13 protein-coding genes are annotated in these 13,848 nt (G+C 74.4%); 4 read left to right on the top strand and 9 right to left on the bottom strand.

All coding sequences use genetic code 11. The features are described from left to right. The coding region (locus tag ACFW1A_RS29435) for a DUF2510 domain-containing protein (protein ID WP_380413959.1) at positions 1-610 on the bottom strand (610 nt) is incomplete at its 3' end. A 354-nt stretch (positions 611-964) separates the two neighbouring features. Between ACFW1A_RS29435 and ACFW1A_RS29430 the strand changes: the two genes are divergently transcribed. After that, the gene (locus ACFW1A_RS29430; RefSeq protein ID WP_380413957.1) at positions 965-1,405 is read left to right on the top strand and encodes an SsgA family sporulation/cell division regulator; all 441 of its coding nucleotides are present in this window, start codon (positions 965-967) and stop codon (positions 1,403-1,405) included. A gap of 12 nt (positions 1,406-1,417) precedes the next feature. Here ACFW1A_RS29430 and ACFW1A_RS29425 read toward each other — a convergent pair whose 3' ends face one another. From ACFW1A_RS29425 to ACFW1A_RS29410, 4 genes are all read right to left on the bottom strand, one after another. After that, the gene (locus ACFW1A_RS29425) at positions 1,418-2,737 is read right to left on the bottom strand and encodes a glycosyltransferase 87 family protein (protein ID WP_380413955.1); all 1,320 of its coding nucleotides are present in this window, start codon (positions 2,735-2,737) and stop codon (positions 1,418-1,420) included. Between the two features lie 155 nt (positions 2,738-2,892). Next, entirely contained in the window at positions 2,893-4,449 is a 1,557-nt protein-coding gene (locus ACFW1A_RS29420) for a cellulose binding domain-containing protein (RefSeq protein ID WP_380413953.1), read from the bottom strand. A gap of 127 nt (positions 4,450-4,576) precedes the next feature. Next, a complete protein-coding gene (locus tag ACFW1A_RS29415; RefSeq protein WP_380413963.1) occupies positions 4,577-5,995 on the bottom strand; it encodes a sensor histidine kinase in 1,419 nt (472 codons plus the stop codon). Between the two features lie 53 nt (positions 5,996-6,048). Further along, on the bottom strand, positions 6,049-6,753 hold the full coding sequence (locus ACFW1A_RS29410; protein ID WP_380413951.1) for a response regulator transcription factor: 705 nt from the start codon (positions 6,751-6,753) through the stop codon (positions 6,049-6,051). Positions 6,754-6,887: 134 nt separating this feature from the next. On the opposite strand from ACFW1A_RS29410, the gene ACFW1A_RS29405 reads away from it, so the two are divergent. Further along, the gene (locus ACFW1A_RS29405) at positions 6,888-7,433 is read left to right on the top strand and encodes a hypothetical protein (RefSeq protein WP_380413949.1); all 546 of its coding nucleotides are present in this window, start codon (positions 6,888-6,890) and stop codon (positions 7,431-7,433) included. Between the two features lie 64 nt (positions 7,434-7,497). On the opposite strand, the gene hppD is transcribed toward ACFW1A_RS29405, so the two are convergent. Next, positions 7,498-8,646, bottom strand: a complete 1,149-nt coding sequence (gene hppD / locus ACFW1A_RS29400) for a 4-hydroxyphenylpyruvate dioxygenase (RefSeq protein ID WP_380413946.1) — start codon at positions 8,644-8,646, stop codon at positions 7,498-7,500. A 214-nt stretch (positions 8,647-8,860) separates the two neighbouring features. On the opposite strand from hppD, the gene ACFW1A_RS29395 reads away from it, so the two are divergent. Continuing rightward, on the top strand, positions 8,861-9,337 hold the full coding sequence (locus tag ACFW1A_RS29395) for an Lrp/AsnC family transcriptional regulator (RefSeq protein WP_380413943.1): 477 nt from the start codon (positions 8,861-8,863) through the stop codon (positions 9,335-9,337). Between the two features lie 16 nt (positions 9,338-9,353). On the opposite strand, the gene ACFW1A_RS29390 is transcribed toward ACFW1A_RS29395, so the two are convergent. The 3 genes from ACFW1A_RS29390 to ACFW1A_RS29380 form a co-directional block, all read right to left on the bottom strand. Then, positions 9,354-10,166 carry a S16 family serine protease gene (locus ACFW1A_RS29390; RefSeq protein WP_380413941.1) on the bottom strand — a complete coding sequence of 271 codons (813 nt, stop codon included), beginning with the start codon at positions 10,164-10,166 and terminating at the stop codon, positions 9,354-9,356. Positions 10,167-10,191: 25 nt separating this feature from the next. After that, positions 10,192-10,842 (bottom strand): IclR family transcriptional regulator, encoded by a 651-nt coding sequence (locus ACFW1A_RS29385; RefSeq protein WP_380413936.1) that lies wholly within the window; start codon positions 10,840-10,842, stop codon positions 10,192-10,194. A 483-nt stretch (positions 10,843-11,325) separates the two neighbouring features. Then, positions 11,326-13,152, bottom strand: a complete 1,827-nt coding sequence (locus ACFW1A_RS29380; RefSeq protein WP_380413961.1) for a DEAD/DEAH box helicase — start codon at positions 13,150-13,152, stop codon at positions 11,326-11,328. Positions 13,153-13,409: 257 nt separating this feature from the next. On the opposite strand from ACFW1A_RS29380, the gene ACFW1A_RS29375 reads away from it, so the two are divergent. Further along, positions 13,410-13,841, top strand: coding sequence for an SsgA family sporulation/cell division regulator (locus ACFW1A_RS29375; RefSeq protein WP_380413933.1), 432 nt, complete (start codon positions 13,410-13,412; stop codon positions 13,839-13,841). Positions 13,842-13,848: the final 7 nt, after the last annotated feature.

The following is a 13,848-nucleotide window of genomic DNA, read 5'->3' as shown; positions in this document are numbered from 1 at the left end:
CGGCGGACGCCGGAGCAGGCACCACCGGCGCGTGCACCGCGGGCGCCGGGACCGCCGCCGGCGCGGGATCCACCAGCGGGTCGATCCGCGACTCGACCCGCGACTCGACCCGCGGCTCGATCCGCGACTCGACGAAAGGCTCGACCGGGGCCGCCGGCACGGGCTCCGCCACCGGCGGCGCCGCCGCTCCCCACGACACCCGCGACACGCCCCCGGTCTCCAACAGGCCCGGCTGTGCCCGCGGGTCCGCCCAACCGGGCCGCAGGCCCGTCTCCTCGCCCCGGATCAGCACCGCCCCGGCCGCCGTCTCGTCCAGGAACACCGGCCCGGTCTCCGGCCCGGCCACCACCGCGGGCGCCGGCTCGGCGACCGGCTCGCGGACCACCACCGGCGGCGGGATGTACCGCCCGCCCACCGGCCCCGCCGCCGCCCGCGCCGCGAACCGGGGCGCGGCCAGCACCTCGCCGGCGGCCGGCGCCGGGCGGCTGGTGCCGGGGACCCAGGCGCCGCCGTTCCAGTAGCGGACGAAGCCCGGCACCGACGGGTCGGGGTAGTAGCCCGGCTCGGGCACCACGGCGGTGTCCGAGCTCGGCATCGACTGGTCCGGCATGCAGATCCACTCTCCTGGGAGCCTCGGAGCATCCGGCTGGGCGCACGCCACGTCGCCGGGCAGTCACAAAGGGTAGCCCCTCCGCGGGGTCCACGCCGGAACTTGGGCCGGACTTCGCCGTTCCGGGGACACCGGGGCCCCGCAGCCGCTTGGCTGGGGCCGGGGTGTACCCGCGTACCGCCCGCGCCGTCCGCGCGCGGCCTGCGCCGCGCGCCCCGCACCGGTCGCGCACCACTGCGGCGCGGCAGAATCCCGGAAACCCGCCGGAACCCGTGTAAGAGTCCGGGCCGCACCCGCTCTCTCCGGTCGTACCGCCCCGCAGGGGCAGCCGACCGACCCGAGAGGACCGCCGTCATGGACAGCCGCACGAGCGTGGTGGAGCACGAACTCGAACTGAAGCTGGTGCTCTCCCCGGAGCGCAGCGTCCCCGTCCCCGCCCGGCTCTCCTACAGCAGCCACGACCCGTTCGCCGTGCACATCACGTTCCACCTGGACACCGGCACCCCGGTCACCTGGGTGTTCTCCCGCGAGCTGCTGGTGGAGGGCACCTTCCGCCCGTGCGGGCGGGGGGACGTGCGGATCTGGCCGGCCGTGCCGCAGTCCGCGGCCGGCGCCGCCGCCGGCCGGCGCAGCGTGCTCTGCCTGGCGCTCACCTCGCCGGGCGGGGACGCGCTGCTGGAGGCACCGCTGGCCGCCGTGGCGGCCTGGCTGGAGCGCTGCCACCGCCTGGTGCCGCCGGGCAGCGAGCTGACCGTGCTGGACCTGGACGGCTCGCTCGCCGAACTGCTGGCCTGACCGGGTGGCGCGCTACCGCCCGGCCCCGGTCAGCTCCCGCCCGCGCTGGCGCGGCACCAGCGGCAGCCCGGCCGCCCGCCGCCGCGAGCGCAGCCGGACCGCCGCCACCGCCAGGAAGCAGAGCCCGATCCACGGGTACATCCCGGCCGGGAGCTGCTTGAACAGGTTCATCTGCAGGTTGGTGATGCCCTTGTGCGGCACCAGCCACATGGAGAAGGAGCAGAAGCCCAGCACCGTCAGCCAGAACACCGTCCGCCACCGCCGCCGGCGCACCGCCGGCGGCCGGGCCCGCTCGTCCGCGGCCTCGGCGGCCAGCAGCACCAGCAGCGGCACGCACCAGACCCAGTGGTGGGTCCAGCTGATCGGCGAGATCAGCAGCGCGGTGACGGCGGCGCAGCAGATCCCCCAGGCCTCGGCCCTCGGCACCCAGCGGGCGCTGCGGTAGGTGGCCACGGCGATCGCCAGGCCCGCCAGCGCGACCAGCGCGGCGGCGACCGTGGCGGTGCCGCCGGGGTTGGCCAGGTGCAGGAAGCGGGCGAGGACGCCGCGCAGCGACTGGTTGTCGACGATCTCGGTCTTGCCGACCCGGGAGGAGTCGTAGAGGTACTTGGTCCAGAAGCCCCAGGTGGCGTCCGGCAGCACCAGGGCGCCCAGGGCGAAGGTCGCCAGGAACGTGCCCCCGGCCACCAGCGCGGCCCGGATCCGGCCGGTCAGCAGCAGGTAGACGGCGAAGAAGCCGGGGGTGAGCTTCATGCCGGCCGCGATGCCGATCCCGATGCCCTTCCACTTGCGGCTGTCGGGCGTGGTCAGGTCCCAGAGCACCAGGCAGATCAGGATCAGGTTGATCTGGCCGTAGCGCAGCGTGGTGAAGACCGGCTCCAGCCAGACGCCCAGCCCGGCCACCAGCACCACGCCGGCCGGCCGCAGCTCCTTGCGCGGCCAGCCGACCAGCCGGAACGAGAGCAGCGCGGTGAGCCCGAGCAGCGCCAGGTTGGCCAGCGTGATCGCGATCCGCAGGAACGGCACCGGGAACCAGGTGGTCGGCACGAAGAGCATCGCCGCGAACGGCGGGTAGGTGGCCGGCAGGTTCCACCGGGTGACCCGCAGCGCGTACAGGTCGTGCCCGCTCGCCACGGCCGCGCCCTCGGCCCGGTAGACGATCATGTCGACCATCGAGGTGCCGATGAAGTGGCGCACCACCGCGTAGGCCAGCAGGGAGCCGAGCGAGATCAGCAGCGCGGTGCGCAGCTGGCGCCGGGGGGCCTGCCGGACGGCCTCGCGCACCCCGCGGACGGCGGTGGTCGACCGCCGTTCCTGTTGCACCGTTGTCACTGCCCGCTCCGTCCCGCCGACCCGTCCGCCGGACTCGGCCGACCAGCCATCGACCATACCCGAGCGACCCGTCCACAGCCTGGGGACGACGGGACCGAAAACCCGGGGCCGGCCGGCCGGGTCCGTGTCCCCCGGCCGGCCGACCCCGGTCGTGCTCAGCCCGTGTAGGCGCCCAGCGCCTTGGTGAAGTCCAGCGGCTGCTGGTCGATGCTGCTGCAGGTGGCGTCCGCGTAGCCCTTGGCGCCGCCGGCGCAGGCCTTGTCCCGGGTGCCGGACCACATGGCCAGCCAGGCCAGGTGCTTGCCGCTCGCGAAGGCGGCCAGCTGCCGGGCGTCGGCCACCGTGAAGACCTCGCTGGCCACGTCGTTGACGCCGATCATCGGGGTGACCGCGACCTTGGCCCAGGCGTCCGCGTCGCCCAGTCCGAGCACGCTCTTGACCTGGGCCTGGGTGGCGGTGGCCGCGTCGATCGCGTAGCTGCCCATCCGGCCGGCGGGGTTGGGCGCCACGCCGTCGCCGAAGTCCATCGCCATGATGTTGACCGCGCCGACCTTGACCCCGGCCGCCTTCGCGCCGCTGACCAGGTTGATGCCGTCCTGGGTCAGGCCGGTGGGCAGCGCGGGCAGCGTGAAGGAGACGTCCAGGCTGCGGCCCTTGCCCGCGGCGGTCTGCTGCAGCTGGGCGATGGCCTGGTCGCGGCGGGTGTTGGCGGCCGTGTCGGCGAGCGCGCCGCCCTCCACGTCGAAGTCGATCCTGGTCAGGCCGTAGGCGTCGACCGCCTGCTGGTAGGCGGCGGCCAGCTGGTCGGCCGAGGAGCAGGCGGTGGCCAGCTCGCTGCCGTTGGCGCCGCCGAAGGAGACCCGGACGTCGCCGCCGATCGCCCGCAGCGCGCCGATCTGCCCGGCGACCGCGTCACTGGCCAGGTCGGTGACCCCGCCCCACTTGGGCACGCAGCCGCCGCCGCTGACCACGAAGGCCAGGGTGTAGTGCTTCACGCCGGTCGCCTTGGCGGTGGCCACCAGGTCGTAGGCCGGGTAGAGCGAGGTGTCCACGTAGGGGGCGAAGCCCGCGCCGCCGGCCGGGACGGGGACCGGGGTGCCGGTCGGGCTCGGGGCGGCGCTGGTCGGCGCCGGGGTGGGCTTGGCGCTGGTCGGCGCCGGAGTGGGCCTGGCGCTGGTGGCGGGGGCGCTGGCGGAGGGGGACGGCACGGGGGTCGGCGCGCCGGTGGGGCGGCCGGACGGGACCGGGGTGGGGCCGGTGCCGGCCTTGCACGACGCACCGTTGATCAGGCAGTTGCCCGGCTCCGCCTGGGCCGCGCCGGCGCCCTGCACCACGAAGCCCACGTCCACGCTCTGCCCGGCGCCGATCTGCTGGTTCCAGGAGGCGGGCTTGACCACCACGTGCTGGCCGGTGGCGGTGAAGGTGCCGTTCCACAGCGAGCCGATGGTGGCGCCGCTCGGCAGGTCGAAGCTGAGCGTCCAGCCGTTGATGGTGCCCGAGTCGCCGTTGCTGACCAGGTACTGGCCGGTGTAACCGCTGTCCCAGGTGCTGGTGCGGCTGTAGACGGCGCCCAGTGAGGCGGCGCTGGCGCTGGCGGCGAACACCGCCACCGAGCCGGCCAGTACGGCCGTAGCGGCCACGCCGGCGCCGATCAGGGTGCCCTTGCGGCTGCGCCGGCGGTGGCCGGCCCGGCGGGTGGATTGCTTGGTCATCGTCGCGCTCCAAGGGGCAGGGGGTCGGGGAGGCCGGGCGCCCACGCTCCGGCGCCGCTGACGCTAGCGGCCCGACCCGGGCCCGAATCGCCTGCTCAGGCAGGGGTATCCGTCCCTTAGGCCCTCGTTAAGGAAGAGCCGGTCCCGCCTCGGGGGAGCGCTTTCTGCCGCGGCCCAGTCGGCGGGCGCCGGCGCCCTGCGCGGGCACCGCGCCGGTGGCCAACCGCAGCCGGATCTCGGCCCCGCCCAGGCCGGCCGAGCGCCCGAGCGCCAGGTCGCCGCCGGCCGCCTCGGCCAGCTTGCGCACGATGTCCAGGCCCAGGCCGGTGGACCCCTCGCCGCCGTGCCCCTCGCCCCGGCGCAACGCGGTCGACGGGTCGGCGAAGCCCGCCCCCGCGTCGCCGACCAGCACGATCACCGCGCGCTCGGTGGCCGTGACGTCCACCGAGAAGGCGGTGCCGATCGCGGTGTGCCGGAACACGTTGCCCAGCAGCGCGTCCACCGCCGCCGCCAGGTCGCCGCGCTGCACCGGCACCGGCGCGGGCGTCTCGGCGCCGTGCAGCCGCCAGGCCCGGCCCTCGTCCTCGGCCAGCGCGGACCAGAAGCCGACCCGCTCGCGGATCACCTCGGCCGCGTCGCAGCCCACCGTGACGGCCGGGGCGTCGCCCGGCGCCCGGCGGGCGGAGCGGATGATCTGGTCCACCTCGCGCTCCAGTTGGGCCACCGCGTGCCGGGTGGCGTCGGCCGCGTCCCCGTCGCCGAGCGAGGCGGCGTTCAGCCGCAGCACCGTCAGCGGGGTGCGCAGCCGGTGCGACAGGTCGGCGGCCAGCTCCCGCTCGGCGGCCAGCAGGTGCACCACCCGGTCGGCCATCGCGTTGAACGCGGTGGCCGCCTCCTGCAGTTCGGCCGGTGTGCCCTCGACCTGCCGGCCCTCCACCGGCACCCGGACGGCGAGCTCGCCGGCGCCCAGTGCCCGGGCCGCCGCGGCCAGCCGGCGCGCCGAGCGGACGATCCGCGCGCCCATCCGGTCGGCCACCAGCACCGCGATCAGCACCAGGCCGAGCGCCACCAGCGAGAGCACCAGCCAGGCGCCGGCCACCCCGCGGGTCAGGTCGGCCTCGGCCACGTAGACCTCGACCACCGCGATCCGGTTGCTGTCCACCGCCACCGGCTGCAGCCGGGCGTAGCCGCCGGGCACCTGGACGGTGAGCACCCGGCCCTGGTCGGTGGCGGCGGTGATGTCGGCCGGGTTGGCCCGGACGCTGCCCACGATCGGGCCCTCGGTCTCGTTGCTGGCCGCGGCCGGCGGCAGGTGGACCGCGATCCGGCCCTGCGCGCCCGCCTCGGTGCTGGCCAGCGCGCGGGCCAGCGAGTCCTGGTCGGTGGTGATCGCCAGCGCCGGACCGAGCGCGGCGGCCTGCCGGTCGGCGGCGGTGAACGCCCGGTCCCGGGCGGTCTTCTGCACCATCAGGCCGAGCGGGATCAGGAAGGCCAGCGCCACCATCGTGGTGCCGGCCACCGCGGCCTTGACCAGCGCCCAGCGCAGCGAACTCGCGCGCCGCTGGGCCGGCGGCTCCCCCCGTGCACCGCCGCGCGCGGTCACGGCCGCGGCTCCGCCAGTGCGGTCGGGGCCTCCAGGCGGACGCCGACGCCGCGCACCGTGTGCAGGTAGCGCGGGCTGGAGGCGGTCTCGCCGAGCTTGCGGCGCAGCCAGGACAGGTGCACGTCGATGGTCTGGTCGCCGCCGTAGGTCTGCCGCCAGACCTCGGCCAGGATCTCCTTGCGCGGCACCACCACGCCCGGCCGGGCGGCCAGGAAGGAGAGCAGGTCGAACTCACGGCGGGTCAGGTCCAGCGTGCGGCCGTCCAGCAGCGCCTCGCGCCGCTGCACGTCGATCGCCAGGCCGCCGACCCGCAGCACCGGCGCCGGCGGGGCCGTGCCGCCGCCGAGCCGGCGCAGCACCGCGGCCATCCGGGCCGTCAGGTGCTCGCCGGAGAAGGGCTTGACCAGGTAGTCGTCGGCGCCGTCGTTGAGCAGCCGGACGATCTCGGCCTCGTCGTCGCGCGCGGTGGAGATGATCACCGGGACGTTGGTCAGGCCTCGGATCATCTTCAGCGCCTCGCTGCCGTCCAGGTCGGGCAGCCCGAGGTCGAGGATCACCAGGTCGCAGCCGACCTGGGCGACCTCGCGCAGCGCCTCCAGCGCGGTGCCCACGCTGCGAACCGCGTGGCCCGACTCGGACAGGTGGCGGATCAGGGCCGAACGGACGAACGGGTCGTCCTCGACCACCAGGACTGTAGCCATGGGGCTGCACGGTACGGCATCGCGGAATTTCGCAAGAACCCTGACCATTTTCCGCCGCCCGCACCAGGCCTTGCGGGCGGCGGGGCCGGGGCGCTGACCTGCCCGTGGGAGGGATGCGGCAGGATGTCCGCACGATGCGAAGCGGACTGGTTCAGACGGGCGCCTGGGCGGTGGCCACCACGGCAGCGGTGGTGCTGTCCTGGCTCGGCGTCAGCTCGGTGCTCTCGGACGCCGCCTTCGAGCCGCCCGGCGCGCTGCCGCTGCCCGGCTCGGCCGCGCCGGTGGCCTCGGTCGGCTCCGGCCAGGACCCGGCGGACGCCGCCGTGCCCAGCGCACCGGCCGGCTCCCCGGCCGCCGACGCGCCGAGCCCCAGCCCGGCGCGCACCTCCCCGGCGGCCCGGCGCAGCACCGCCGCGCCGACCACCGGCCAACCGCAGACCCAGGCGCAGACCCAGGCGAGCACCGTGCACAGCTACCTGGTGCCCGGCGGCCGGGTGGCGCTGGACGAGCACCCGGACCGGGCCGAGCTGGTCTCGGCCACCCCGGACGCCGGCTGGCAGATGCAGATGTGGAACGGCGACCAGTGGATGCGGATCGACTTCTCCAAGGACGGCGCGACCAACTCGGTCTTCGTCACCTGGAACGGGCATCCGCCGGACGTGCAGACCGTGGTCCGCTGAGGCGCCCGCCGACGTCGGCGGCCCCGGGCCGGACGGGGCCCGGGGCCGCGCCGCGGCGACGGCGTCAGAGGTTGCCGCGCTTGGCCTGCTCGCGCTCGATCGCCTCGAACAGGGCCTTGAAGTTGCCCTTGCCGAAGCCCATCGAACCGTGCCGCTCGATCATCTCGAAGAAGACGGTCGGCCGGTCCTGCACCGGCTTGGTGAAGATCTGCAGCAGGTAGCCGTCCTCGTCGCGGTCGGCCAGGATCCTCAGGTCCCGCAGCACCTCGACCGGCACCCGGGTGTCGCCCACCCAGTCGCCCAGGGTGTCGTAGTAGCTGTCCGGGGTGTCCAGGAACTCGACGCCGGCGGCGCGCATCTGACGGACCGTCCGGACGATGTCGCCGGTGGCCAGCGCGATGTGCTGGACGCCCGGGCCGCCGTAGAACTCCAGGTACTCGTCGATCTGCGACTTCTTCTTTCCGACGGCCGGCTCGTTGAGCGGGAACTTCACCTTGCGGGTGCCGTCGGCCACCACCTTGGACATCAGTGCGGAGTACTCGGTGGCGATGTCGTCGCCGACGAACTCCTTCATGTTCGTGAAGCCCATGACCCGGTGGTAGAACGACACCCACGCGTTCATCCGGCCGAGCTCGACGTTGCCGACGCAGTGGTCGATCGCCTGGAAGTTGCGGGTGGCCGGCGGCTCGACGATCGGCCCGCGGGCCACGTAGCCGGGCAGGTACGGGCCGCTGTACCGGGAGCGGTCCACCAGGCTGTGCCGGGTCCGGCCGTAGGTGGCGATCGCGGCGACCACCACGGTGCCGTGCTCGTCGGACAGCTCCTGCGGTTCGGTCAGGCCGGTGGCGCCGTGCCCGACCGCGTACGCGTAGGCCGCCGGCACGTCCGGCACCCCGATGGCCAGGTCGACCACGCCGTCGCCGTGCTCCGCGACGTGCTGCTCGAGGAACCTGCCGCGTTCGGTGGCGGCCTTGACCACCGAGGTGAGGACGAAGCGCGCGCCGCCGGACTCCAGCACGTAGCCCGCGGTCTCCCGGGAGCCGGTCTCCGGGCCGCGGTAGGCGGTGCACTTCATGCCGAAGGCGGTGGAGTAGTAGTGGGCGGCCTGTTTGGCGTTGCCGACCGCGAACTCCACGGCGTCCATCCCCTTCACCGGGAAGGGATCGGCCTGTCCCGCGTGGACGGGGACGGACGCGGCGCTGGTGTCGGTCATGACGGCCTCCCTGTAGGGCGCGGGACCGGGTGCCCCGGGGTCGTGGGGCCGGGGCCCCGTGGCTCGGTGTGGGGCCCTCCCCACGGGGTCGTGGCCAGAGCGTGGCGCGCCTCACATCCGTGCGCAACAGTTCCATTTTGCCCTGGTCAACCTGCGCCGTCCGGCGGGACAATTCCGGCGTCGACTGGACAGTCTGCACAGTGAAGGGGCCCCGATGCCGAACTCCCCGATCGACGCCCTGGACGGCGCCCTGATCGCCCTGCTGGCCGAGGAGCCCCGGATCGGGGTGCTGGAGTGCTCGCGCCGCCTCCAGGTCGCCCGCGGCACCGTGCAGGCCCGGCTGGACCGGCTGCGGGCCCGCGGCGTGGTCGGCGGCTTCGGCCCCGAGGTGGACCCGGCGGCGCTCGGCTACCCGGTCACCGCCTTCGCCACCCTGGAGATCTCCCAGGGCCAGGGCGCCGACGTGCGGGCCCACCTGGCGTCGGTGCCCGAGGTGCTGGAGCTGCACACCATCACCGGGCAGGGCGACATGCTCTGCCGGATCGTGGCCCGGTCCAACGCCGACCTGCAGCGGGTGATCGACAAGGTGGTGGGCTTCGACGGGATCGTCCGGGCGGCCACCGCGATCGCGCTGGAGAACCCGGTGCCCTACCGGGTGCTGCCGCTGGTGGCCCAGGCCGCCGCGGAGTAGCGGCGGCGCGGCCGGGTCAGCAGGCCGGGACCTGCTGGCCGGCCCGCAGCGCGGCCAGCGAGCTGAGCGCGTCGTTCAGCGTGCTGACCGGGATCAGCTGGAGGTGGGCGGGGGTGTTCACCTTGGCGTCCGCGCACTCCCCGCGCGGCACCAGGAAGACGGTGGCCCCGTCCCGCGCCGCCGCCTGGGTCTTCAGCGCCACCCCGCCGACCGCGCCGATGGTGCCGCTGTCGTCGATGGTGCCGGTGCCCGCGATGTTGCGCCCGCCGGTCAGGTCGCCGCCGTGGCCGTCGCCGGCCAGCTTGTCGATGATCGCCAGGCTGAGCAGCTGACCGCCGCTCGGCCCGCCGATGTCGCCCAGGTCCACCGTCACCTTGACCTGGTCCGGCGACAGGTGGAGGTAGTTCAGCGCGACCGTGGTGGCGCTGTCCTGGGCCTGCGTCATCTGCTGCTGCGCCTGGGTCAGGTTGCCCTGCGGGTACACGCTGTCCCGCGGCAGCACCGCCACCTTCGGGTCCAGCCAGCCCTCCACCGCCTGCTTCAGGCTGATCGACTCCTGCGGCCCGGTGGCCAGGATCGTGGTGATCCGCAGCGCCCCGCTGGTCGGGCGCACCGTGGCACCGGTGATGGTGACCACCTGGTGGCCCTGGTAGCTGCCCAGCGCGTCGGCGGTGGCCCCCGGCCAGGTCCTGGTGAACGGCAGCGGGGCCAACCCGGCCACCACGAAGAGCACGGCCAGCACCACGGCGCACAGGGCCAGCGCCCGGTGGCGCGGGGTCAGCCGGCGGGCGGGCCTGGCGTCGGTGGTCGGAGTCGATTCAGCGGGCACAGAGCGAATCCAAACACACCCGGGTTCAGCGCAGTGCGTCCGCCACCTCGGTGGCCGCCTCCACCACGCGCGGGCCGACCCGCTCGGGCACCAGGCCGTTGAGCATCACCACGCCCACGCTGCCCTCGATCCCGCTCAGTCCGATCAGCGCCGCGGCCGCGCCGCTGGCACCGGACTGCTCCTCCGCACGGGTGATCACGAAACCCTGCTCGGGCCGGCGCTGGCCGGGGAACTTGCGGGCCTCCAGGATCGCCTTGCCGGCCGCGCTCTCGTCCAGCGGGTGGCGCAGGCCGGTCCGGTAGGCCACGTGGAAGTCGGTCCAGCTGGGCTCCACCACGGCCACCGCGAGCGCCTCGGTGCCGTCCACCAGGGTCAGGTGCGCGGTGGCGCCCAGGTCCTCGGCGAGGCTGCGCAGCGCGGGCAGCGCGGCCTCGCGCAGCAGCGGGTGCACCCGCTGGGACAGCCGCAGCACGCCCAGGCCCACCCGGGCCCGGCCGCCGATGTCGCGGCGGACCAGCCCGTGCTGCTCCAGGGTGGCCAGCAGGCGGTACACGACGGTGCGGTTGACGGCGAGTCTGGCGGCCAGCTCGGTCACCGTCAGGCCGCGCTCGGAGTCGGCCAGCAGTTTCAGTACCCGGATACCGCGATCCAGGGTCTGGGAGGTCTCGGCGGTCACGACGCTTTCCTTTCCGCGGCGGTCGTCCGGCCGGCGGGGCCGGCGCGGGTCGGGAAGACGCGCGCAGGGGTGGTGGACGCGGCTGAGCCGGCTGCGTCGCCTTCGGCACGCCGGCCATGCGCACTCCGGTCGGAGGTCGTGCCTACGAGAAGAGCGTGCAGGAAAAGTAGTAACTGTTTCGGCGCTACGGAAGTGGTTGTCCAAAATTCGGTCATGATCGATTTTTTGAATTCGGACCAATCCGGGCATTGGCCGCCATTTCGCAGGCGTACGAAGCACCGGAAAACTCACCGACTCCGGGTAGCGGACACCCGGGGGCCGATCCGTTCCACCGGTCCGCGGCGCCCCGTCCCGCCGGACCGGGCGCGACGGGCGGGTACGAAGCGGAGCACGGCGGTGGTCCGCGCACACCGCCCCGCGCGCCGGCGAGCGCCCCCACCCGGCCCCCGGTCCGGCGCACCGGACCGGGTCAGCGGGAGCCGGTCAGCGGGCCCACTCGCGGACCTTGGCGATCCGGGCCTTGAGCTGGTTGACGGTGGCCTGCGCGGTCAGCGGACCGCCGCACTGGCGGCGCAGCTCGTTGTGGATCGTGCCGTGCGGCTGGTTGGTCCGGTGGTGCCAGGCGGCCACCAGCCCGTTCAGCTCCTTGCGCAGCTCGCGCAGCTCCTGATGGGTCACCACCGGGCGCTGCTCGGCCGGCAGTTCCAGCAGGTCGGCCTGGTCGGCCGGCTTGGCCTTGGAGCGCTGGATCTGCCGGCTCTGCCGCTTCTGCAGCAGCAGGTGCACCTGGTCCGGCTCCAGCAGGCCCGGGATGCCGAGGTACTCCTCCTCCTCCTCCGAGCCCGGGTGCGCCTGCATGCCGAACTCCATGGCGTTGTACAGCACCCGGTCGAAGACCGCGTCCGAGCCCAGCGCCTCGTAGGAGAGCTCCTCGCCGCCGGCGCCGTCCGGGCCGTCGTTGGCCCGCTCGGCCTCGGCGAGCAGCCGGTCCTCCTCGTCGAAGAGCCCGTCGCCCTCCTTCTTGGGCCGGTCCAGCACGTGGTCGCGCTGCAGCTCCATCTCGTTGGCGAAGCCGAGCAGCATCGGGACCGAGGGGAGGAAGACCGAGGCGGTCTCGCCGCGCTTGCGGGCCCGCACGAAGCGGCCGACCGCCTGGGCGAAGAAGAGCGGGGTGGAGATCGAGGTGGCGTAGACGCCGACCGCCAGCCGGGGCACGTCGACGCCCTCGGACACCATCCGGACCGCGACCATCCAGCGGTCGTCGTTGGCCGAGAAGTCGGAGATCTTCTTGGACGCCTCGGCCTCGTCGGAGAGCACCAGGGTGGCCTTGTGGCCGGTGATCTCGCGGATCATCTTGGCGTAGGCGCGGGCCACGTTCTGGTCGGTCGCGATCACCAGGCCGCCGGCGTCCGGGATCGCCTTGCGCACCTCGGTCAGCCGCTTGTCGGCGGCCCGCAGCACGTTCGGGATCCACTCGCCCTGCGGCGCCAGCGCGGTGCGCCAGGCCTGGGCGATCAGGTCCTTGGTCATCGGCTCGCCGAGCCGGGCCTCCAGCTCGTCGCCGGACTTGGTCCGCCAGCGCATGTTGCCGCTGTACGAGAGGAAGATCACCGGGCGCACCACGTGGTCGGCGAGCGCGTGGCCGTAGCCGTAGGTGTAGTCGGCCACCGACTTGCGCAGGCCGTCGGTGTCGACCTCGTACTGGACGAACGGGATCGGGTTGGTGTCCGAGCGGAACGGGGTGCCGGTCAGCGCGAGCCGCCGGGTGGCCGGCTCGAAGGCCTCGAAGCAGGCCTCGCCCCAGGACTTCGAGTCACCGGCGTGGTGGATCTCGTCCATGATCACCAGGGTCTTGCGGGACTCGGTGCGGTTGCGGTGCAGCATCGGGTTGACGCCCACGCCGGCGTAGGTGACCACGATGCCGTGGTACTCCTTCGACAGCGGCCCCGAGGAGTACGCCGGGTCCAGCCGGATCCCTATCCGCGCGGCCGCCTCCGCCCACTGCTTCTTCAGGTGCTCGGTGGGCGCGACCACGGTCACCTGCTGCACCAGGTGGTTGTGCAGCAGGTAGGAGGCCAGGGTCAGGGCGAAGGTGGTCTTGCCGGCGCCCGGGGTGGCGACCGCCATGAAGTCCCGGGGCTGCTTCTCGATGTACCGGTCCAGCGCGCCCTGCTGCCAGGCCCGCAGCTTGCCGGCGGTGCCCCAGGGCGCCCGCCCCGGGAAGGCCGGCGACAGGTGCGCCGCGGCCGAGGTCCCGGCGGTGCGGACCGGCTGGTGCGGGTGGCCGGCGTCGGAGAAGAGCGGCGACATGTCGGAAGAGGCGGCAGTACTCACGGTCTCCGAGGGGGATCGTCGCAGGTCAGGGCGGTGGCGCAGCCCCGTCCCACGGGCGGGCGGGCGATCGGACAACCCGCCTAGCCTACCGGCCCGAGGAGGACGGACGGGGTCGACACAGCCGCCTTCCCGCCCGCCCGGGACTGTGGCCCGAATCACCCGTTCGCCACGGTAAGCAACCGCGGCCGTCCCGCTCCCAGTCCATGTACGCACCACCACCGAGGGAGACCGTCATGCGCAGCGCCGCCGTCGAGCAGGTTGTCCAGGCCCGGCTGATCCTGTCCGGCCGGGTGTCCACGGGGCTGCCGGCCGCCCTGCGGTACCGGGCCGAGGACCCGCTGGCGGTGCGGATGGCCTTCCCCGCCGCGTACTCGCTGGACGAGCCGACCGGGCTCGACGGGGGCACCGAGGTGGTCTGGACGTTCGCCCGGCAACTGCTGGCCGAGGGGCTGGAGGTGCCGGCCGGGATCGGCGACGTGCACGTCCGGCCGGCCCGCGGCCCGCACACCGCGGTGGAGCTGCGGGCCGCGGAGGGGGTCGCGCTGCTCGCCTTCGAGACCGCCGAGCTGCGCCGGTTCCTGCGGGCCTGCTTCCGGCTGGTGCCCGAGGACCACGAGCACCTGTACCTGGACGCCGACCGGGCGCTGGCCGAACTGCTGGGCTGACCCGGCG

The organism is Kitasatospora sp. NPDC058965 (assembly GCF_042741245.1).
GTDB lineage: Bacteria > Actinomycetota > Actinomycetes > Streptomycetales > Streptomycetaceae > Kitasatospora.
The sequence above is the reverse complement of the archived record's forward strand: the minus strand, read 5'-3'. Positions and strand labels throughout refer to the sequence as shown.